General features: G+C 73.2%; 12 protein-coding genes. 4 read left to right on the plus strand and 8 right to left on the minus strand.

What is annotated here, in order from left to right; all coding sequences use genetic code 11:
- Window positions 1-54: 54 nt before the first annotated feature.
- From galE to AB0I82_RS34140, 3 genes are read right to left on the minus strand one after another with little or no spacing between them, the layout of a single operon-like run.
- Window positions 55-1,041, minus strand: coding sequence for a UDP-glucose 4-epimerase GalE (gene galE, locus AB0I82_RS34130; protein WP_363261368.1), 987 nt, complete (start codon window positions 1,039-1,041; stop codon window positions 55-57).
- 25 nt (window positions 1,042-1,066) lie between these two features.
- Window positions 1,067-3,886, minus strand: a complete 2,820-nt coding sequence (locus AB0I82_RS34135) for a stealth conserved region 3 domain-containing protein (protein WP_363261369.1) — start codon at window positions 3,884-3,886, stop codon at window positions 1,067-1,069.
- Window positions 3,883-4,914: a hypothetical protein gene (locus AB0I82_RS34140; protein WP_363261370.1), complete on the minus strand. Its 1,032-nt coding sequence runs from the start codon at window positions 4,912-4,914 to the stop codon at window positions 3,883-3,885. The genes AB0I82_RS34135 and AB0I82_RS34140 overlap by 4 nt, the downstream gene beginning before the upstream one ends.
- 252 nt (window positions 4,915-5,166) lie before the next feature.
- On the opposite strand from AB0I82_RS34140, the gene AB0I82_RS34145 reads away from it, so the two are divergent.
- The 3 genes from AB0I82_RS34145 (at window position 5,167) to AB0I82_RS34155 (ending at window position 9,616) form a co-directional block, all read left to right on the plus strand.
- Complete coding sequence (locus AB0I82_RS34145; RefSeq protein ID WP_363261451.1) at window positions 5,167-6,990, plus strand: stealth family protein; 1,824 nt, start codon at window positions 5,167-5,169, stop codon at window positions 6,988-6,990.
- Window positions 6,987-8,567, plus strand: coding sequence for a glycosyltransferase family 39 protein (locus tag AB0I82_RS34150; RefSeq protein ID WP_363261371.1), 1,581 nt, complete (start codon window positions 6,987-6,989; stop codon window positions 8,565-8,567). The genes AB0I82_RS34145 and AB0I82_RS34150 overlap by 4 nt, the downstream gene beginning before the upstream one ends.
- Before the next feature lie 131 nt (window positions 8,568-8,698).
- Entirely contained in the window at window positions 8,699-9,616 is a 918-nt protein-coding gene (locus AB0I82_RS34155; protein ID WP_363261372.1) for a class I SAM-dependent methyltransferase, read from the plus strand.
- Here the strand turns inward: AB0I82_RS34155 and AB0I82_RS34160 are convergent.
- Window positions 9,538-13,116 (minus strand): CDP-glycerol glycerophosphotransferase family protein, encoded by a 3,579-nt coding sequence (locus AB0I82_RS34160; RefSeq protein ID WP_363261373.1) that lies wholly within the window; start codon window positions 13,114-13,116, stop codon window positions 9,538-9,540. The two genes, AB0I82_RS34155 and AB0I82_RS34160, sit on opposite strands and share 79 nt — an antisense overlap.
- Before the next feature lie 169 nt (window positions 13,117-13,285).
- Here AB0I82_RS34160 and AB0I82_RS34165 point away from each other — a divergent pair, with 169 nt between their 5' ends.
- Entirely contained in the window at window positions 13,286-15,511 is a 2,226-nt protein-coding gene (locus tag AB0I82_RS34165; protein ID WP_363261374.1) for a CDP-glycerol:glycerophosphate glycerophosphotransferase, read from the plus strand.
- 82 nt (window positions 15,512-15,593) lie between these two features.
- Here AB0I82_RS34165 and AB0I82_RS34170 read toward each other — a convergent pair whose 3' ends face one another.
- The 4 genes from AB0I82_RS34170 to AB0I82_RS34185 all read right to left on the minus strand — a co-directional run bounded on the left by AB0I82_RS34170 (window position 15,594) and on the right by AB0I82_RS34185 (window position 21,169).
- The gene (locus AB0I82_RS34170; protein ID WP_363261375.1) at window positions 15,594-16,517 is read right to left on the minus strand and encodes a class I SAM-dependent methyltransferase; all 924 of its coding nucleotides are present in this window, start codon (window positions 16,515-16,517) and stop codon (window positions 15,594-15,596) included.
- Window positions 16,514-18,856 (minus strand): bifunctional glycosyltransferase family 2 protein/CDP-glycerol:glycerophosphate glycerophosphotransferase, encoded by a 2,343-nt coding sequence (locus AB0I82_RS34175; protein ID WP_363261376.1) that lies wholly within the window; start codon window positions 18,854-18,856, stop codon window positions 16,514-16,516. The genes AB0I82_RS34170 and AB0I82_RS34175 overlap by 4 nt, the downstream gene beginning before the upstream one ends.
- Before the next feature lie 139 nt (window positions 18,857-18,995).
- Entirely contained in the window at window positions 18,996-19,880 is an 885-nt protein-coding gene (locus AB0I82_RS34180; RefSeq protein WP_363261377.1) for a carbohydrate ABC transporter permease, read from the minus strand.
- On the minus strand, window positions 19,877-21,169 hold the full coding sequence (locus AB0I82_RS34185; RefSeq protein ID WP_363261378.1) for a sugar ABC transporter permease: 1,293 nt from the start codon (window positions 21,167-21,169) through the stop codon (window positions 19,877-19,879). The genes AB0I82_RS34180 and AB0I82_RS34185 overlap by 4 nt, the downstream gene beginning before the upstream one ends.
- Window positions 21,170-21,172 lie beyond the last annotated feature (3 nt).

Here is a 21,172-nt window from a genome sequence, read left to right on the forward strand (position 1 = left end):
GAATTGGTTGTCCGGCGATGTGGGAAAAGTACGGACTTTGTTCAGCGGCAGCGTTCAGTCGCGAGCGGCTTCCGGGTGCTGCAGCAGCCAGCCCGCCCAGGCCGAAGCGATCATGTCGCGCACGTCGTGCCGGGCCTTCCAGTCCAGCTCCGCCGCGATCCGGTCGGCGGCCGCGACCACCCGCGCCGGGTCGCCGGGCCGCCGCGCCGTGACCTCCGCCGCCCGGTCCCCGTATCCGGTGACCTCCGTGATCAGGTCGACCATCTCGCGGACGGAGACGCCCTCGCCGCGCCCGATGTTGAGCGTCAGGTCGCGGACCGGGCCGCGCTCGCCGAGCTTGCGCGCGGCCGCGACGTGCGCGTCGGCCAGGTCCTCGACGTGGATGTAGTCCCGAATGCAGGTGCCGTCGGGGGTGTCGTAGTCGGCGCCGAAGATCCGCGGCGCCGCGCCCTCGGTGAGCTTCTCGAAGACCATCGGGACGATGTTGAAGACGCCGGTGTCGGCGAGCTCCGGGGCCGCCGCGCCCGCGACGTTGAAGTAGCGCAGGCAGGCGGTGGAGATGCCGTGCGCCCGGCCCGCGGCGCGGGTCAGCCACTCGCCCGCCAGCTTGGTCTGGCCGTACGGGCTCATCGGCGCGCACGGGGTGTCCTCGGTGACCAGGTCCACGTCCGGTGTGCCGTAGACCGAGGCGGAGGAGGAGAAGACGAAGCGGCCGACGCCGCCCGCCGCCACCGCCTCCAGCAGCACGGTCAGGCCGTGCACGTTCTCGCGGTAGTACCGCAGCGGCAGCTCCACCGACTCGGCGACCTGCTTCTTCGCCGCCAGGTGCACCACCCCGGTGATCCCGTGCTCGGCGATCGTGCGGTCCAGCAGCCCGCGGTCCAGCGTCGACCCGACGATCAGCGGCACGTCCTCGGGCACCCGCTCCGCCACGCCCGTGGACAGGTCGTCCAGGACCACCGCACGCTCGCCCGCGCCGGTCATCACCCGCACCACGTGCGCGCCGATGTAGCCCGCACCACCAGTGATCAGCCAGGTCATCTCGCTCCGCGCTCCTTCTGCTCGGTCAGCCGCGCTCGTACGGCGACGGTACGGGGAAGTACGCGCCCAGGAAGGCACGCACCACCCGGTCCTGCTCGGTGGCCGGCACCTCGGCGTCGGCGGAGTCCCCGATGCAGAAGACGCTGTGGCTGCGGGTGGCGAGCAGGCGGCTGAGAACAGTGTGGTGGTCGTAGCGGCCGGCGTTCGCGAAGGAGCAGGAAATGGTCGCGGGCGTCGACTTCCCGGTCAGGTATCCGTAGTAGTGGTGCAGGGACGAAGCGATGGAGAGATCGGTACGGGCCCGGAAGCGGCTCCCCGCCGTCGCCGCCACCTCCTCGGGGAAGCGGTCGGCGAGCTCCGCGAGGACGCTGCGCCGCAGCGGGTGCGGGGCGTGCAGGAAGCCGTGCGTGGCGACCCGGCCGAACTCCCGCTTCAGCAGTGCCCGGTTGTTCTTGGCGGCGGCGAAGTAGCCCTCGTCGTCCGGGGTGACCTCGCCGGGCGGTACGGCGGTGGGCGAGCGGAAGAAGTGCGCGGTGCCGTTGCTGTGGAAGAACGCCGACGGCGGTACCGGGCGGCCGAAGAACACATCGTCGTTGATGTACAGGAACTGCTCGGACAGGCCCTCGATGCGGTGCAGTTGGCTTTCGATGGCGTGCGAGTTGAAGGTCGGCAGCAGGGACGGGTCGGCGAACAGCTCCCGGTGGTCGACGACCTTCAGGCCCGGGTGCGCGGTGTTCAGCCAGTCGGGCACCTGGTCGTCGGTGACGATGTGGACGGTGCGGACCCAGGGCGCGTACATCGCCAGTGAGCGGAGCGAGTGGCGCAGTTCGTCGCGGCTGCGGAAGCGTGCGTCGCTGCTGTCCACGTCGTCCGTGGCGAAGCCGGCCGCCCGCAGCGCCGCGTCCCGCCGCGCCCGCCAGTCGGGATCGGCGTCGTCGACCCAGGTGTAGACGACGTCGACGGGGAAGTCGATGTCCCACATCAGGGTGTCGGTGAAGGCGGCGAGCGTGGGGTGGTCCCGGTCCGCGACCCGCCACTTGGCCGTCGGTTCCAGGCCGGGCAGCCGCGGCCCGAGGAGGGTCGTGCCGCGCGGCGCCTCCCGCCAGCCGTCCTCGTCCTCGGCCCAGAACTCCACCGTGCAGCCGAACCCGGGGCCGTACCGCAGCGTGCGGCTCTCGCTGGTCACCGGCTTGAAGACGCGTACCCCCGCGACCTCGCCGGCCTCCCGCAGCCGCTCGGCCAGCAGCGCGCCCGGCGCATGGCCGCGCGGCGAGACCAGCTCCCCGTACACCGGCTCCCCTGCCAGCTCCTCGGCGAGCGCGGCCAGCGCCCGCTCCCGGTCCTCCACGGCCACCGCGACCCGGTGCGCGAGCGCGTCGTCGCGCAGCAGGACGTAGCCGATGCCGTGTGCCGTGAGCGCGTCGGTGGCCAGCTCCAGATTGCGGTCGGCGACCTGCGGCGCGGTGAGGTCGTCGCGCAGCTCGGCGAGGCGCCCGGCGGAGCGCACCAGCTTGCCCGTCCGGTCCTGGGCCTTGAGCAGTACTTCGCGGGCCTTCTGTGCGTCGGCGGAGGCGGCGAGCGGGCCGCCGTGCGGGGCCGCCACGCTGAACGCCCGGCCGCCTCCTGCCGCGATGCGCAGCGCGGTGCGGTCGGCGCGGGCCGCGAGCCGGTCGGGGCCGTCGCGGCGGTCCACCAGCTTCTCGAACAGCCGCTCCCACTCGGCGGTGACCCGCTCGCCGGAGAAGCGCTCGTACACGCCCGCGCGCGCGGCTTTCCCGTACGCCCGCAGCCGCTCCTGATCACCCATCAGTTCACCGAGCGCCGCGGCCAGCGCTTCGACGTCGGCGGGCGGCACGAGGAGCCCGTCCACGCCGTGCCGGATGATCTCGGCGGGGCCGGTGACGATGTCGTACGCGATGGCCGGCACCCCCGCCGCGAACGCTTCGACCAGCACCAGCCCGAACGCCTCGTTGCGCGACGGCAGCAGGCACAGGCTCGCCTTCGCCCACTCGGCCGCCATGTCCGGCGTCCGGCCGAGCAGTTCCACCCGGTCGTGCAGGGCGAGCCCCTCGATCAGCTGGCGCAGCCGTACTTCCTGCGGCCCGTCGCCGAAGATGCGCAGCCGCCAGCCCGGGTGGTCCTCCGCGGCCTGCGCGAAGGCCCGTACGGCGTGGTCGAGCTGCTTCTCGGGGGTCAGCCGGGCGGCGGCCACGACGAGGCGGCCCGTGAGGTCGGAGCGGGGGCGGTAGCCGTCGGGCAGCGCGTTGGGAATGGTGGCGAGCTCGGGAGCGGCCGGGCCGAGGGACTCGCGGAACCACTCCTCGGTGCGCTCGGTCAGCGTGACCAGCGCGTCGATCCGCGGTGCGTACATCAGCAGCGGCTCGCCGCTGACCCCGCGCAGCTGGGAGGCGCGGTGCTCCTGGTGCACGGTGATCACCCGGCCCTGTACGAGCTCCGCTGCGGCCGCCATGAGGGCGGGCGTGGTGGTGACCAGTACGTCGGTCTCCAGCGCGGCGATGGTGGCGCTCAGCTCGATGTCCGAGAGCCGGTTGAAGGTGTGCTCCCAGGCGGGCTTGATCAGCTCACTGGGGAGCGCGGCCAGCGTGCGGCAGGCCGCCTCGTCCAGACTGCTGGCCCGCACCGGCCGCTCGTACGGTCCGGTCCGGTCGATCAGGTAGCGGTGCCGGACGTCCCGGGCGACAGGGAAGAACGGCTCGGCGCGGGTGCGGAAGACGCTCAGCACCTCGACGTCGTGGCGCGCCGCGAGGTGGGCCGCCTGGGTGTACGCGGCCATTTCCGTGCCGCCCATCTCGTCGCCGAGGGTGAGCAGGAACGTGATCCTCATGGCCGGTCCTCCGAGGTCTCTTGGGCGCGGGCGGGTGGCGCGTACGCGGCGCAGCTGACGGCGAGGGTCCCGTTGGCGGCGAAGTGGGCGTGCACCCGCAGCAGCCGGCCGTCCGCAAGCGCTATGGACCGGTAGGGCGTACGGAAGACCCGCTTCGGGCGGCGTACGTCGGTCAGCCGGCGGCCGACCTTCAGCCGGGTCCGCCCGGACCGCAGCCGTACTTCCCAGGTGTGCTGGACGTGCCCGTCGGCGGCCATCGCGGGCAGCGGGAGGTCGGCCATGAGGTGCCCCGCGTGCTGCTCCAGCGGCATCGGCAGCACGGCTCCGCCGGCGCCCTGCCGGACGGCCTCGGCGGTCCAGAGGGCGTGCCGGGGCAGCGGGCCGACCAGCCGGACCTGCACGGTCACGCGGTCCCAGCGCAGGCCGAGCGCGACCAGTTCGGCCTGCGGCGCCGGGGCGGTGACCTTGAGCAGGGCGTGGCCGTCGGCCGAGCGCACGGGGCGAAAGAGGGCGCCGGTGCCGGGGTCGGGGGAGTGCGGGAGGGTCGGCCCGCCGGCGGTGCGGGCCGGGGCCGCGCCGAGGCCGGCCAGGATCTCCCGGCCCGCCGTGTCCGTCACGGCCAGCGACAGCCGCCAGATGCCGGGGCCGAGCGCGAGGGCGCCGGGCTCGGCGTACTCGGCGGGCTCGTCGTGCGGGGCGAAGTGCAGCGGGGCCGTGGCGGTGAGCAGCAGGGTGCCGTCGGGCTGGGGCTCGGGGGTCAGCGGGGCGGTCCGGCGGTGGCCGCGGTGGTCCAGATGGAGCAGTGCGGTGCCGATCCCGTGAGCGCGGCGGGGGTAACGCACCGCCACGTTCAGGGTGCGGCCGCCCAGGACGGAGAGGTGGACGGGGCGCAGGACGGGGCGCGGGCGCAGCCGTGCGGCGAGCACCGGGACGGTGTCGACGCGCTCGATGCGGCGGCGTACGCCGGCCGCCGCGCGGCGGGCACGGCGGCCGGCTTTCACCGCTCGCGACAGCAGGGCCTGATCCATGGCGGCCGGTGCTCCCTTCTGTGGGACGCGGGGCGGCGCCCGTTGGGCACGTGGCAGGGCATCCTTCTCGTCCCCTGGCGAGTCATCCCTTGTGTGAGCCTCCCCCGTGGGCGCGTGAACACCCCCGGGGTCCGGATGCACAGGGGATGTGTACCCGGACGTACGGCGTCATAGTTGCATCAAACGCCCATAGGGGTAAATGACCGGACCGCGGGGAGCGACGCGAAGGGGGAGACCGGAGTGAGTGCACAGATGGGACAGCGGACCGCCGAGCCACGCCGCCGGCCCGTACGGCATCCGGGTGCCCGCCGCGCCGCCGGGACGGTGCGGCGGATCAACCCGGAGGCGTCGACCCTGGTGTCGGTCTACCGCAAGGCGGTACCGGAGCACCTGCGGCGCGCCATCGCGACCCGCTCCAGCCCGGAGCTGCGCCGCCGCATCAAGCAGCAGGTCAGCTGGCTGGCGACGGCCCGGCACCTGGAAGGGCTGCGCACCCGGGGCGTGGCGCTGTGCCACCGCGCCCTCGCCGCCGGACCCGGCCGCGCCGTCACGATGGCCGACGGACACCCCCGCATCGCCCTTGTGCAGCACGACCTGTCACCCGCCCGGGCCCGTCGCGACAACCTCGTCACCGTCACCGAGACCCTGGAGCAGGCCGGCATCGGCCACTTCTGCGTACGCGGCAAGGAGCGCGGCCGGGGCGTGGTCGCGGTGGCCCAGGAGGACGGACCGCGCGCGCTCGCCGCGCTGGCCGCCCGCTGCCGCGCGCTGCCCGGCTACGTCTCCCTGCTGGCCCCGGGGCACGAGGTCCGGCACACGGTGCCCGGCTACGACTCCGGCGGCTGGCACCGGGCCGCGCGTGCCGGGCTGTTCCGGGTGACCTGGTTCCGTACCGACCCCGGCCGCTCGCTCGTGCTGGACCAGGCGTACGGCTGCGACGTGGAGTTCTGGCCGCGCGAGGGCGACCGGCTGATCGCCCCGCGGCGGAACGCCGTCACCGAATGGGTGCCGGCCGAAGGCCACCGGATCAGCGTCCCCGCCGCGCTCTTCACCTGCCCCAACGGGTCGGGCGACGACCGCGCGCCCCGAGTGGCCACCTACCGCGACTTCACCGTCCCGCTCCCCGGCGACCTCACCTTCCCCGTCGACGTCGTCTACACCTGGGTGGACGGCGCCGACCCGGCCTGGCTGGAGCGCCGCGCCAAGTACACCGGGCAGGCGTACCACGACGAGGCGGCCAACGCGGCGCGCTACGCCAACCGCGACGAGCTGCGCTACTCCCTCCGCTCCCTGGACATGTACGCGCCCTGGGTGCGCGACATCTACCTCGTCACCGACGACCAGGTACCGCCCTGGCTGAACACCGCGCACCCGCGCGTGAAGATCGTCAGCCACCGCGAGATATTCACCGACACCAGTGCGCTGCCGACGTTCAACTCCCATGCCATCGAGAGCCAGCTGCACCACATCGAGGGCCTCTCGGAGCACTTCCTCTACTTCAACGACGACGTGTTCCTCGGCCGGGAGGCGTCGCCGCACGACTTCTTCCTGGCCAACGGGCTGACGAAGTACTTCCCCTCGCCCGCGCTCGTACCGCTCGGGCCGCCCGGCGACGACGACGTCCCGGTGTCCGTCGCGGGCAAGAACAACCGCGCGCTCATCGAGGCCCGCTTCGGCACCACACCGGTGCAGAAGATGAAGCACGTCCCGCACGCCCTGCGGCGCAGCGTGCTGGCCGAGATAGAGCGGGAGTTCGGCGCCCAGCACCGGGCGACCGCCGCGCACCGCTTCCGCAGCATGGACGACATCTCCATCCCGTCCTCGCTGCACCACTACTACGCCTTCCACACCGGCCGCGCGCTGCCCGCCGACATCGCCTACTCCTACCTCGACCTCTCCCGGCCCAACGCCGCCGACCGGCTGGACCGGCTGCTCGCCCGCCGCGACCGGGACGTCTTCTGCCTCAACGACACCCAGTCGGAGGAGACCGACCTGGCGGACCAGCTGGCGCTGCTCCGGCCGTTCCTGGAGGCGTACTTCCCGCTGCCGAGCCCGTACGAGCTGCCGGAGCCATGAGCGGACCGGGTGTCGCGGACCCCGAGGAGGAGCGGCCGCCGCCGTCCGCGGTGCCGGGCCGCCGGGCGCCGCTGACCGTGCGCGGCGTCCCGTGCGCGCGCCGCCGCGCCACCCTCGTCGCCGTCCTCGTCCCCTGCGCGGTCATGTTCGCGCTGGGCCTGTGGGGGCTGGACCGCGGCACGCTGTGGCGGGACGAGGCGGCCACCGCGCAGCTCGCGGGCCGCTCGCTGCCGCAGCTGTGGCAGCTGCTCGGCACCGCCGACGCGGTGCACGGCCTGTACTACGCCCTGATGCACTGCGTCCGCGCGCTGCTGGGCGGCGGCGAGACGGCGCTGCGGCTGCCGTCCGTGCTCGGCGCGACGGCCGCGGCCGGGCTGGTGGCGCTGACCGGCAGCCGGCTGGCCGCGCCGCGCGTCGGCCTGTGGGCCGGACTGCTCTTCGCCGCCTTCCCCACGGTGAGCCACTACGCGCAGGAGGCCCGCTCCTACGCACTGGTCACGGCCGGCGCCGCGCTGTCCACGCTGCTGCTGACGACCGCCGTACGGCATGCCCGTGCGCGGGACTGGACGGCGTACGCGGCGGCCACGGCACTCACCGCGCTGCTCCACGAGTGCGCCGTGCTGGTACTCGCCGCGCACGCGCTGACGCTGCTGGTCTCGCGCGTGCCGCGCGCGGTGTGGTGGCGCTGGGCGGCCGCCGCCTGCGCGGTCGCCCTCGCGCTGCTGCCCCTCGTGGCGCTCTCCCGTGGCCAGAGCAATCAGCTGAACTGGCTCTATCCGCCGGGGCTGCGCGCCGCCTGGCTGCTGCTGCGGTCGTTCGCGGGGCCGTCCTTGTTGGTCGTCGTGGCCGTGTGCCTCCTGCTGGCGGTGGCCGCGTGGCGGCCGCTGCCGCGCCGTGGCCCACTCGGCCTGTCCGCCGTCGCGCTCCCGCTCGCCCTGCTGCCGTCGGTACTCCTCTTCGCGATCTCCCAGCTGCACCCGGTCTTCCTCGACCGCTACCTGCTCTTCTGCCTCCCGGGCGTGGCGCTGGCCGCGGCGGCCGGGGCCGAGCGGCTGGTGATCGCGGCAGCCGTACGGCGGTCCCGGCGGCTGCCGCCGCGCGCGGTGGCAGCGGCGGGCGCGGCCGCGGTCGCCGTGGCGTTCCTGTGCCAGCTCCCCGCCCAGCAGCGCGAACGGCTGCGCACCGGCCGCCCGGACGACCTCGCGGCCGTGGCGGCGATGGTCGCGCGCCACGCCGCACCCGGCGACGGCGTCTTCTTCGTCCCCACCTACGAACGCCGGGTCCGGCTCGCCTACCCGGCGCAGTTCACCGGACTGACGGACCTCACGCTCGGCACCTCGGGCGCGGAGTCGGGGACGCTGTACGGGCGGGACGCGCCGCTTCGGCAGATCCGCGCGCGGCTCGGCCGCACCGACCGGGTCTGGCTGGTCGCCGCCGACGGCGTGGACCGCACGCGGTGGTTCCGCCACAACGCCACCGAGACCGCCAAATGGCGCCTGCTGCACGACCTCTTCGCCCAGCGGTACTGGCTCGACGGCCCCGGCGGCAATGTCGCCCTCTTCGTACGCCGGACCTGAGCGCGGCGGAACTGTGCTCGGCGGAGTACTTCTTACGCGCCGAACGCCACCCGCATTCCGGAATTCCGGCCGCCCGGCGGCTAACGTCTGCCGCCGCGATTTCCGTCGTGCTTTCCGTCGAGAGGCCGGACATGACCCCACTGAACACCGAGACCATCGCCGTGCCCACCGGAGCGGCGGGCACGGGGCTGCCCCGCCCCGGCACGCTCGCGGACGTCAAGGGCTGGTTCTTCGGCCAGGACCAGCTGCTCTTCGACTGGCTGCTGACCCACCAGGCCCGCTCCGGCGCACGCGGCGACCTGCTGGAAATGGGCGCATACCTGGGAAAGAGCGCCGCCTTCCTGGGTGGTTACCGCCACCCTGGGGAGGAATTCACGGTCTGTGACCTCTTCGATTCCCCGGCCGTGGACGAGGCCAACGACGAGGAAATGCAGCGCTCCTACGCGGCCCTCACCCGCCGCGCCTTCGAGGCGAATTACCTCTCCTTCCACGACGAGCTGCCCACGATCATCCAGGGCCCCACCTCGCTCGTCCCCGAGAAAGTCGCCCCCGGCAGCTGCCGCTTCGTCCACATCGACGCCTCGCACCTCTACGACCACGTACGCGACGACATCCTGGCCGCGCGCCGCGTGCTGTCACCCGAAGGAGTGGTCGTCCTGGACGACTACCGCTCCGAGCACACGCCGGGCGTCTCGGCCGCCGCCTGGGAGGCGCTGTTCACCGAGGGGCTGCGGCCCATCTGCCTGAGCCGCTGCAAGTTCTACGGCACCTGGGGAGACCCGGCGCCCTGGCAGGAGGCCCTGATCCTGGAGATCGTCACCCGCGCCGACTGCCACGCCGACCTCCAGACCATCGCCGGCCACCGCGTCCTGCGCCTGGTCAGCGACCAGAACCTGGCCGTCCCGGAGCCCGCACGCTCCCGCCACTACGAAGCCCTGCGGGCCGAGAAGCGCGCGGCCGAGGAGATCCCTCAGCCCAGCAGGTCCGCGGCCCGCGCCGCCGCTCGTCCGTCGTCCCGGGAGCAGTACGCCTCGCGGAAGCGCGCATAAGCATCCGCGCTGCGCCGCTCGACACCGTCCAAGTCGCGCAGGGCGTCCACCAGTTCGCCGGTGTCCCGCAGCAGTGGGCCCGGGGCTTCCGCCTCGAAGTCGAAGGTGAAGCCGCGGACGGTGTCGCGGAAGTGTTCCAGGTCCGGGGTCAGGAAGAGCATCGGGCGGCCGGTGTTGGCGAAGTCCACTGCCAGCGACGAGTAGTCCGTGACCAGGACGTCGGCGGCCAGGAGGAGGTCCATGGCGTCCGGGAAGTCGGTCACGTCCCGTACGAAGCCGTCGGCCCCGCCCGGAACCCGGTCGGCCACCAGCGGGTGGCTGCGCAGCAGCAGGACGTGGTCGTTGCCGAGTGCTGCCCCGGCGTGTGCGGTGTCCAGCGGGAGGTGCAGTTGGTAGTGGTCGGCGTCGTATGCCTTGTCGTCCCGTTGTGTGGGGGCGTAGAGGACCACCTTTTTGACCGCGGGGATGCCGAGGCGCTCGCGTACGCGTAGGGCCTGCTTGTCGCGGTCTTCGGAGAGGAGGGCGTCGGTGCGGGGGAGGCCGGTTTCGTGGATGCTGCCGTCGTAGCCCAGGGAGCGGGCCAGCAGGGACGTGGTGTGGGGGTTGGGGGAGAGCAGCGCGCTCCACTGGTGGCCGCGGCGGGGCTGTGGCCACAGGTGGACCAGGTCGGCGCAGAGGGTGCCGGCCAGGTCGGTGCCGATGCGCTTGACCGGGGTGCCGTGCCAGGTCTGCAGGACCTGCTGGCCGGGGCGGCGGACGAACCACTCCGGGAGGTGGGTGTTGGTGATGATGCGGCGGGAGCGGGCCAGGGCCTCGTGCCAGTCGGTGCTGTGCAGGAGTACGGGGCGGGTGCCGGGCGGGATGTGGGTATGGGCGTCGCGGACCACCCAGAGGTGGTCGGCGTACGGCTCGCGGCGGGCCAGTTCGCGGTGGAGGGCGCGTGGTGAGTCGCCGCCGCAGCGGCCGTCGAAGCTGCTGAAGAGAACCGTGTCGCGCAGCGGGCGGGAGCGGCGCCGCGGGTAGTGCTCCTCGCGCAGCAGCCGCTGCCGGTACGGTCCGCGGTCCGCGTCCGGCACGGCGGGGCCCGCCTCGACGAAGAGCCGGTCGTGGAAGCGGCGGTCCACGGTGAGCGGCCGGGGCGCCGCGGGGCAGGCCGCGGGCAGCGTGGCGAAGAGCGTGGGGCACAGCCGTACGGGCAGGTCAGCGGCGCCGTGCCGGTGGCCGCCGTCGTCCGCCGCGCCCGAGTCGTACTCGGCGCCCGGCCCCACCGTGCCGTCCGCGTCCGCCGTCCGCAGGAACAGATACCAGCGGCCCTCGCGCAGCGGGCGTTCGCCGCCGTGGCAGGGGACGGCCGCGGGGCGCAGTACGGCCGTGAAGCGGTCGCCGTCGCGGGTGGCGGGGAAGATCGCCTCGGCGGCGTACCGGCTGTGCCGCAGTACGGCCGCGAGCGGCGCGTCGCCCTCGGCCGCGCCGGGCAGCTGCCCCGCCACCTCCAGCGATCCGTCGGGGCGCCATGCCAGCCGGTCGGCGAACGGCTCGGGGGCGCGGAGGTGCAGGACGAGGTTGCCGGCCGCGGTGGCGGTGACCACCAGCTCCCGGCCGCCGCTGTCGACCCCCCGCCCGACAGGCGCGGTGGGGTCGGCCGCGATCCGGGCCGTCCTGCCGTCCGCGTAGACCAGTACGGGGTCCCAGGTGGCGGCCGCTTCCTGTCCGGCGCCCGGGGCGGTCCCGGCCGTGGCCAGCTCGGCCGGGTCGATGCGCAGGGTGAGGCGGTGGCCACCGTCCTCGGCCGTCACGTCGCCGTCCGCGAGCGGCCGTTCGAGGCGTTCGTCCGTGCCGCGGCGGGTCAGCCGCAGCGCCACCGGCGCGTTCGCCGAGGCGTCCCGCACGGTCAGCTCGGCCGCGCCGTCGCCCACCGTGCGCTGCCCGGCCAGCCGCCGCACGGTCCGCTCCACCGACAGATGCAGCCGCCCGTCCTTGTACCAGGGCACCACCCGCATCCCGTCCGCCACCTCGTGCGGCAGCGGGGACGCGCCGGAGCCGGTGTCCAGGGCGCGCAGCGCGGCCGGCCGCACCACGCCCGCCCCGGCGACCACGATGCCCGCCTTCCACTGGCCGGGCCGGAACCGGCCGCCCTTGGCCAGCCGCTGCGGATCCACCGTGATCTCGAAGCCGGACCAGTCGTAACAGTGCTGCTCCTGACGGGAGTTGTGGGTGGCGTCCGGCGCGGGCACGGACCGCACCGGCAGCACGATCCGGCGCTTGCCCGACATCAGGACCGCCGCCTTCAGGCAGCTGAGCCGGCCGGGCGCCGCGATGTTGCGGATGTAGGCGTAGCCGCGCAGCACCAGCTTGCCGTCCCGCCACACCGCCTCCCGCAGCCGCGCCCGTACCGGCAGGTCCTGGGCGGTGAGCCGGGTGACCTCGGGCGGCAGCGGGATCGGCCGGCCGCCGCCGACGGCGAGCACCGCGCGCTTGCGCAGCGGCGGACCCGCCACATGGAAGCCGGAGTTGTTCCGCTGCTGGTACTCCAGCAGCCGCAGCAGGTCGTCGAGGCGGTCCTCCCGGATCAGCGTCCACTTCATGCGCTGCTCGACGGGGAGTTCGGCGTAGAGCGTGGGGTCGATGCGGCTGAGGAAGTCCCGGGCGCCGGTCATGAAGACCCGGTGGTACTCCTCGCCCGCCATGGGCAGCGCGTCGATGAAGTACTGCAGGTCGTCCAGGAGGACGGAGCGGTCGTAGTCGCGCTTGTGCCGGGTCCAGCGGGTGCGGTCCGGGTCCGCGAGGAAGCGGCTGACGCCGTCGACGGCGGCGAGCCGGTCCCGTACGCCCTTCACGTCGGTGCGGCGGCGGGTGATCGAGCCCTCGCGGATGCGCCAGTAGTAGACGTGCTCGTGCAGGACGTCGACGGCCTCGGCGAGGAAGTGCGCGGGGATGGTGAGCGGGGTGTCCTCGTAGAGCACGCCCTCGGGGAAGGCCAGTCGGTGCCGGTCCCAGAAGGCGCGCCGGAAGACCTTGTTCCAGGCCACCCGGTCGGCCAGCAGGGTCAGGTCCCGGCTGATGTGGGTGCCCAGGACCGTGCGGGTCATGGTCTTGTGCTGCCACGCCTGGCTGCGGCCCTCGGTGGTCAGCCGGTAGACGTTGCCGGTCGCGAAGTCCGAGCCGGACTTGTCCAGGAGGGCGACCAGGCCCTCGTACGCGCGCGGCGGCAGCACGTCGTCGCTGTCCATGAAGGTGAGGTAGGCGGTGCGCGGATCGGCGTGCCGGGCGCCGGTGTTGCGGGCGTGTCCCAGACCCCCGTTCTCCTGCGTCACCAGCCGGAATCGCGGGTCGCGGGCGGCGAACTCCCGGGCCAGCTGTGGCCCGGAGTCGGTGGAGCCGTCGTCGACCATCACCACGTCCAGCTCCCGCAGGGTCTGGGCGGCCACGGACGCGAGGCATTCGTGGAGGTACTCCTCCACGTTGTAGATCGGGATGACGACGGTGAGCCGGGGATCCATGGAGCAGACCACACCTTTTCCAGGGGACGCACGGGACACCAGTCCAACCCCGTGCGGACTCACCCGTCACATTTGCTGCGCTGATCGAGTGACCGGCCGTGGCGGAAGAGCGGGACGGAGCGTGATCGTCCGCCTACGCTGACGCTGCACCGTGCGTACCGACCCCTGGATGGCCATGCCCCGCTTCAGCGTCATCGTCCCCGCCCGCGGCGTGCAGGGTTTCCTGCGCCACTGCCTGGACTCCGTGCTCACGCAGTCCTTCGAAGGGGTGGAGCTGATCGCCGTCGACGACTGCTCGGACGGCGGCGACGGGGCGATCATCGACGCGTACGCGGCGGCCGACCCCCGGGTGGTGGCGCTGCACCTGGAGCGCCCCGGCGGCGTGGGCCCGGCCCGCAACGCCGGGGTCCGCCACGCCACCGGCGAGTACCTCCTCTTCCTCGACGGCGACGACTTCCTCGCCCCCGGCGCGCTGGCGGCCGTCGACGCGCGGCTGCGCGCTGCGGGCGAGCCCGATGTGCTGCTCTTCGACCACGACCGGATCGACGTCTGGGAGAAGCGGCACGGCAGCGCGGACCGGGAGTTCCTGGAGGCACACGCCGACACCGTCTTCACCGCCGAGGACGTGCCGGAGTGCCTGGCCGTGCTGCCCGCCTCGTGGAACCGCGCGGTCCGCCGCGACCTGTGGGAAGCGCACCGCTTCGCGTTCGCCGACGGCCCGTACGACGACGTGCCGGTGGTCTTCGGGGTACTGCTGGCCGCCGCCCGCATCGCCTGCCTGGACCAGGTGTGCGTGACCTGGCGCAAGCGCCGCCGGGGCAGCGCCTCCACCGTCCCCGGACGGCACCACTTCGCGGTCATCGGCCGTTACGACGCGCTGTTCCGCACGCTGGCCGGGACCGGGCTGGGCGGCGGCACCGAGGCGGCCCGCGGCGTCCTGTTCGCCCACGCCGCACGCCGGCTGCTGCGGATCATGGAGGACGACGGCCGGGTGCGGGCCGGGGACCGGCCCGACTTCCACCGGGAGCTGGCCCGCCTGCTGCGCCGGCATCGCCCGGCCGGCGCCGAGCTGCCCGCGCATCTGAACTCCTACGCCGTCTACCGCTCCATGCGGCATGCCGGAACGCTTCGGCACCGCACGGCAAAGAAGCTGCGCGCCCGCAAGCACAGCACCGCGCGCAGCGTCTACCGCCGCTACTACGGCCTCCAGCTGCGCCGCCCCATCGACGAGAACCTTGTCGTCTACGCCGCCTACTGGAACCGCGGCGTGCTGTGCAGCCCCGCCGCGATCCACGCGAAGGCCCGCGAGCTGGCGCCGCACCTGCGCGGCGTGTGGGTGGTGGACCGCCGGCACCGCGAGGACGTGCCGCCGGGCGTGGAGGCCGTACTGGTGAACTCGCGCCGGTACTGGGAGGTCATGGCCCGCGCCAAGTACCTCGTCAACAACGCCAACTTCTCCGGCACCGTGCACAAGCGCCCCGAGCAGATCTACGTCCAGACCCACCACGGCACCCCGCTGAAGAAGATGGGCATGGACCTGCGCCGGCACCCGGCCGCCGCCCAGGGCGTCAGCTTCCTGCGGATGCTCGACCACGCCGACCAGTGGGACTACTGCCTGTCCTCGAATCCGCACTCCACCGAGGTGTGGCAGCGCGTCTACCCCAGCGACTACGAGACGCTGCCGACCGGATACCCGCGCAACGACCGGTACTTCGCCACCACCGCGGAGGACGTGCGCAGGATCCGCGCCGGGCTGGGCATCGCGCCCGGCACCACCGCGATCCTCTACGCGCCCACCCACCGCGACTACGAACGCGGCTTCAACCCGCCGCTGGACCTGGAGCGCCTCGCCGAAGCGCTCGGCGAGGGCTACCAACTCCTGGTCCGCACGCACTACTTCTACGGCGCGGACTCGCGGCTCGCCGCGCTGGAGGAGGTGGGCCGCATCCTGGACGTCTCCCGGCACCCGTCCGTGGAGGACCTGGCGCTGGCCTCCGACGCGCTGCTCTGCGACTTCTCGTCGCTGATGTTCGACTACGCGGCGCTCGACCGGCCGATCGTCGTGCACTCCTCGGACTGGGAGGCGTACCGGCACGCCCGCGGCGTCTACTTCGACCTGCTCTCCGGCGAACCCGGCGACACCCCTGGCCACGTGGCGGGCGACGAACAGGAGATCGCCGCCCTCTTCCACTCCGGCCGCTGGTCGGACGAGCACTCGGCGCAACTGCGGACCGCATTCCGGGAACGCTTCTGCCCCTACGACGACGGCCTGGCCGCGGAGCGCGTCGTCCGCCGCGTGTTCCTCGGTGAGGAGGACCTACTCCCGGTAGTCCCGCTCACCGAACGAACCGTAGCCCCACCCCCGCACAAGGCCGAGCCCTGCGCACAGGCGTGAGGCGCGCCCCCTAAGGGGCGCGGGGAACTGCGCGACCAGCCACATACGGCCCGCAGCCGAGAAACTGCCCCCCGCGGAGCGGCTATCGCCCCCGATTACGCGCCGCGACGATCGCCTTCGTGACCACCGGCGGCAGCACATTCACAGCAACCCGCCGAAGGGCGCTACGGCCCGGCCGCCCCCCACGTCCCGCGGCAAGCGGGACCCCGGCCCGCGGCGCTCCGGGCCGCATCCGATGCCGCGACACCGGATGCACCGGCTCCTGCGCACCCTTCGCCGACAGCCGGATCAACGGTTGCCCCGCAACCTCCTGCACCTCGTGCCACAGATCATCGCGCGACCGCAGCCACTCCAGCAGCTCGGTGCGCACCGGCTCCGCGTCGCCCCACGTGCCGTAGAACTTCGTGCCGGTGATGCACAGCGGCTGCAGCCCGCCCGTGGTCACCGCCTGCCACGTGGCCGCGGCCACGCCGGGGCAGTGCTCGGCGCGGTAGTCGTCCAGGACGACGACACCGTGCGGGCGCAGCAGCTCCCGTACGGCCAGGATGTCGCCGTGTACATGCTCGTACAGATGCGAGGCGTCGATGTGCGCGAAGCGGCAGCTGTCGTCCTCGACGTGCGCGCGGATCACCGAGGACAGGCCCTGCACGAGGTGCGGCAGCTCGTCGTGGAAGGCGAGGTAGTTCGCCTCGAAGGCGCGGCGGGTGAGCGTGCTGTAGGACTTCGCCATCTCCTTGGAGTTGGAGGCGTCCTCGGCGGGGGAGTCGAAGAGGTCGCAGACCGTGAAGCGGTCACCGGCGCGCAGCCGGGCGCCCATGAAGATGGCGCTCTTCCCCATGTACGCGCCGAGCTCCAGCAGGTCACCCGGTTCCTCGAGTCGTTCCTGGCGGGCCAGGAACCAGTCGAACATGAGCTGGTCGGCGGTGAAGAACCAGCCCTTGACGTCGGACAGGCGGGTAGGTCGCGGGAGCTGTTCGGCACTCTGGTCTGCGGTGAGGGCAGTCATGTGCGGTCCGTCTCCAGACGGTCGGGGGCTTCGATGGCGACGTGCGAGGCGTGTGCTGTTGTGGGCGGCCCGGGCACCGGCTGCGGCACCGCGAGACGGCGGGCCCGCTCGGGCGAGGGCGCGGGCCGGCGCTCATGGAGGGGTACGGCATCGGGCGGCGACCCCTCGTCGCCGAGGAACACACGGCGTACCACGCGTTCCGCGGCGTGGCCGTCATCGTAGGGGCAGAAAAGTGAACGGAAAGTGGCCCGCAGAGCGGCCGAACGGGGACCGTGCCATGCGGGACTCGCAAAGATGTCGATGAGCTCCTCCTCGCTGCGCGCCACCGGGCCCGGCGGGTGCCGGCGAAGATCGAAATAAGTGCCGCGGGCCGCCCGGTACGCCTCCCAGTCGTCGGTGAGCACCACCACTGGGCGGTCGAGGTTCACGTAGTCGAACATGAGCGAGGAGTAGTCGGTGACCAGCGCGTCCGAGGCCAGGCAGAGGTCCTCCACGCACGGGTGGCCGCTCACGTCGATCACCCCGTCGCCGGGCGGCGCCGGCGGCACGTCCGCGGCGTACGGCGGACCCTCCAGCGAGGAGAAGTGCGGCCGCACCAGCACCACGAAGCCGGGGCCGAGCTTCCGCAGCAGCCGGTGCGGGTCCAGCGCGGGGCGCCGGGAGCGCCGGTAGTCGCGGTGGGTCGGCGCGTACAGGATCGCGGTGGCGGACGGCGGGATGCCCAGCTCGGTACGGATGCGCAGCACGTCCTGGGCGGTGGCGCGCAGGAACCGGTCGGTGCGCGGCTGCCCGTACTCCAGCGTCGTGTAGTCGGCCGGGTAGACCCGCTCCCAGGTCAGCGTGGCGTGGCGGTTGGCGGAGAGGCTGTAGTCCCAGCTGTCCACGCCGCGCAGCAGCCGCGCGAAGTCGGTGTCGCGGGCCGCGGCCGGGCGCTCCTGGAGGTCCAGGCCCATGTGCTTGAGCGGGGTGCCGCGGTGCGTCTGCAGCAGCACTTGGCCCGGCCGCTTGGCCAGCCGCCCGTCGAAGTGCACGTTGTTGACCAGGTACTTCGAGCGGGCCAGCGCGGTCCAGTACGCGGCGGTGCCGGGCTGCAGCCAGCGCACGCCCGGCGGCACGGTGTCCTCGTACCCGGGCGCCGCCACCCATGCCGTGCGCATCCCCGGGCACAGCTCGCGCAGCTTGGCCTCGATGGCGGCGGGGTCGCCGGCGTAGCCGCGGTGCCAGTGGGCGGTGAAGACCGCCTGGTCGGGGCGTACCGGCAGCCGCCGCTGGAGCCGGTAGTGGAGCCCGAGCGCGGCGCGCCGCGTCCGCCGCAGCAGCCACCGGGCGCGGCGCGCGACGGCCCGGCGCAGCCGCTGCGCGCCCGCCAGCAGCCGGAACGGGCGGTGCCAGCCGAGCCGTACCAGGCCGTGCCGGACCCGCACGGCGAGCCGCGGCGGGCCGTCGTCCACGGCGGCGGGGGCGGGGCAGCGGTACCGGCGGCAGTGCGCGGCGGCCCGCCGGAAGAACTCGGCGCGGCTGTCGCGCGGCAGCCGTCCGCGCGCCGTGTAGACGGCCGTGAGGTGGTCGGTCATCCGGCGGACCATCAGCGGTCGCCAACGGGCCAGCTCCGGGCGGGAGTCGAGGAAGGCGAACACCCGGTCGTACTGGTCGAAGATGTCGAAGTGGCCGCGCCCCGTGGTGCCGAGGATGTTGCCCCGGCGGCGCTGCCGGTAGTGCACGCAGACCCGGTCCAGTACCGCGATCGACTCCGCGGTCGCCAGCGCCGGGAACGTCCAGGGCAGGTCCTCGTAGTAGCCCGGCGGGAAGGTGAGCCCCTGCCGCTGCACGAAGTCCCTGCGGTACGCCTTGTTCCACACCACCATCAGCAGCCGCAGCAGGGCGGGCCGGTCGGCCAGCCGGAAGGCCGGCGGGCCGTCCTCGGCGAGCAGCTGGGCGTACTGGTTGCGGGCCGCGGTGCCGGACCAGGTGGTGCGGGCGTAGTCGTAGACCAGCACGTCCGGGTCGCCGGTCGCGGCCAGCCGGTCGGCGACGGCCCGCAGGGCGCCCGGTGTGAGGGTGTCGTCGCCGTCCAGGAAGAGCAGGTAATCGCCGCGGGCGTGGGCGATGCCCGCGTTGCGGGCCGGGCCGAGGCCGGTGTTGGCCGGCAGGTGCACGGGCCGTACCCGGTGGTCGCGGCGGGCGAAGTCCTGGATGAGAGCCCCGCAGCCGTCCGGCGACCCGTCGTCGACCGCGATCAGCTCGAAGTCCGGCCACTCCTGGGAGAGGACGGACTCCAGGCATTCCGGCAGATACGCCTGGACCTGATAAGCGGGAACGATGACGCTGAACCGTGGCAAGGGCACTTCCATGAGTCGGCGGCCGGCTGCGCTGTCGGTCAGCGATCGTTCCCGGCCGCGCCGCGCCGCCATGCGGCGCGGCGGCCGGTTACCCCCGGCTGGCGGGCGACTCGCACCCGTAAGGGTGAGCCACCTGCTCCTACTTGACCGCGCCCGCCATCACGCCGGACACGAACTGCCGCTGGAAGGCGAAGAAGACCACCAGGGGGATGATCATCGAGACGAAGGCGCCGGGCGCCAGTACGTCGATGTTGTTGCCGAACTGGCGCACCTCCTGCTGGAGCGCCACGGTGATCGGCGGGTTGCCGCTGTCGGCGAAGATCAGCGCGATCAGCATGTCGTTCCACACCCACAGGAACTGGAAGATGCCCAGCGAGGCGATGGCCGGGCCGCCCAGCGGCATGACCACCCGTGTGAACAGCCGCAGTTCGCTCGCCCCGTCCAGCCGCGCGGCCTCCAGCAGCTCGCGCGGGATCTCCGCGAAGAAGTTCCGCAGCAGGAACACCGCGAACGGCAGGCCGAAGGCCGTATGGAAGAGCACCACGCCGGCCGTCGTCTCGAACAGCCCGACCGCGCCGAAGAGCTTCGCCACCGGGATCAGCGCGACCTGTACGGGGACCACCAGCAGCCCGACGACGACCATGAACCAGGTGTCGCGCCCTGGGAAGTCCATCCAGGCGAACGCATAGCCCGCCAGCGCCCCGATGACCACCACCAGCACCGTCGCCGGGACCGTGATCAGTGCGGTGGTCCACAGCGAGTCCATGATCTTGGCGTTGCCCAGCAGATTGCCGTACCCGGACCAGGTCAGCTGCGCCGGCTTGGCGAACACCTCCCACCAGCCGCTCTCCGCGACATCCGCCGGATCGCGCAGCGAGGAGATCAGCAGCCCGACCGTCGGCATCAGCCAGAACAGCCCGACCAGGATCAGGAAGACCCGCAGCACGCCGCCGCCGGTACGGGCCGCGAGCCGCGCGGCCAGGGACTGCCGGGCGCGTACCGCCCCGTCGGCCACCGCCGTCATCGCTGCCGCTCCTTCCGCAGCCGCCGGAGATTGACGATCATCACCGGCAGGACGAGGAGCAGCAGGAACACCGCGATCGCGGAGCCGATGCCCTGGTTCACGTCCGTGCCGAAGGACGACTGGTACAGCTGGAGGGCGAGCACATTCGCCTCGTCCTGGCTGGCGCCCGGCGCGATGATGTACACCAGGTCGAAGATCTTCAGGACGTTGATCATCAGCGTGACGAGGACGACCACCAGGACCGGCGCCAGCAGCGGCACCGTCACCCGGCGGAAGACCTGCCACTCGTTCGCGCCGTCCACCCGCGCCGCCTCCAGCAGCTCCCGCGGCACGCTCGCCAGGCCCGCCGCGATCAGCACCATCGCGAAGCCCGCCCACATCCACACATAGCTGCCGATGATCGCGGGCGTCACCAGCGCCGGGCCGAGCCAGTCGACGCCGTTGTACGCCTCGGCGAAGTTGGACGCGGGCAGCCGCAGCTGCGCCCCGTCGGCCCGGGCCGGCAGGGCGTACGTACCGTCGGCGCCGGTGGTGGCCGTGGCGACGACCTTGCCGCCCCTGACCGCCTCGACCGTCAGGCCGGCCAGCGCCTTCTCCTGCTTGTCGATCCTGTTCGGGGTGCCACCGCCGCCGCGCGTGAAGTCCAGCCACGCGGTGCCGGTGATCTGCCCCGGGCGCGGCTTCGCCGCCGCGGCCCGCTGCGCGCCCTTGAGGTCGTCCGGCTGCACCGCCACCAGCGGCAGGCTCACCGCGGTACCGGTCTTCGCCGCCGTCTTCGTGGTGAACGCGCCGCCGCCGGACGCCTTGAGGTCGGCGTTCGGCCGCGGATTGGCCCCCGGATACGGTGCCGGCTCGGCGAAGGTGTCGTGCACACCCACCCACACCGCGTTGGCGACCCCGCGCTCCGGGTCCTGCTCGTACACCAGCCGGAAGATGATGCCCGCGGCCAGCATGGAGATCGCCATCGGCATGAAGACGACCAGCTTGAACGCGGTGCCCCAGCGCACCCGCTCGGTCAGCACGGCGAAGATCAGACCCAGCGCGGTGGCCACGGTCGGCGCGACCACCACCCAGACGATGTTGTTCTTCAGCGCCGTGCGGATGCGGTCGTCGGAGAATAGCTCGGCGTAGTTGTCCAGCCCCACGAAGCCGCTGCCCGGCGCGTCGAAGAGGCTGCGCCAGACCGAGTACCCGATCGGATAGACCACCAGCGCGCCGAGCAGCAGCAGGGCGGGGAGGAGGAACGCGCCCGCGATCCACGGGCGCGTCCCCGTCACGCTCTTGGTCATGGC

This window comes from Streptomyces sp. NPDC050315 (assembly GCF_040655775.1).
In the GTDB taxonomy this organism is placed as follows: domain Bacteria; phylum Actinomycetota; class Actinomycetes; order Streptomycetales; family Streptomycetaceae; genus Streptomyces.

Coding starts and splice junctions, on each gene's coding strand:
- galE (WP_363261368.1), bottom strand. CDS start 1,041: ATGACCTGGCTGATCACTGGTGGTGCGGGCTACATCGGCGCGCACGTG.
- AB0I82_RS34135 (WP_363261369.1), bottom strand. CDS start 3,886: ATGAGGATCACGTTCCTGCTCACCCTCGGCGACGAGATGGGCGGCACG.
- AB0I82_RS34140 (WP_363261370.1), bottom strand. CDS start 4,914: ATGGATCAGGCCCTGCTGTCGCGAGCGGTGAAAGCCGGCCGCCGTGCC.
- AB0I82_RS34145 (WP_363261451.1), top strand. CDS start 5,167: ATGGGACAGCGGACCGCCGAGCCACGCCGCCGGCCCGTACGGCATCCG.
- AB0I82_RS34150 (WP_363261371.1), top strand. CDS start 6,987: ATGAGCGGACCGGGTGTCGCGGACCCCGAGGAGGAGCGGCCGCCGCCG.
- AB0I82_RS34155 (WP_363261372.1), top strand. CDS start 8,699: ATGACCCCACTGAACACCGAGACCATCGCCGTGCCCACCGGAGCGGCG.
- AB0I82_RS34160 (WP_363261373.1), bottom strand. CDS start 13,116: ATGGATCCCCGGCTCACCGTCGTCATCCCGATCTACAACGTGGAGGAG.
- AB0I82_RS34165 (WP_363261374.1), top strand. CDS start 13,286: ATGGCCATGCCCCGCTTCAGCGTCATCGTCCCCGCCCGCGGCGTGCAG.
- AB0I82_RS34170 (WP_363261375.1), bottom strand. CDS start 16,517: ATGACTGCCCTCACCGCAGACCAGAGTGCCGAACAGCTCCCGCGACCT.
- AB0I82_RS34180 (WP_363261377.1), bottom strand. CDS start 19,880: ATGACGGCGGTGGCCGACGGGGCGGTACGCGCCCGGCAGTCCCTGGCC.
- AB0I82_RS34185 (WP_363261378.1), bottom strand. CDS start 21,169: ATGACCAAGAGCGTGACGGGGACGCGCCCGTGGATCGCGGGCGCGTTC.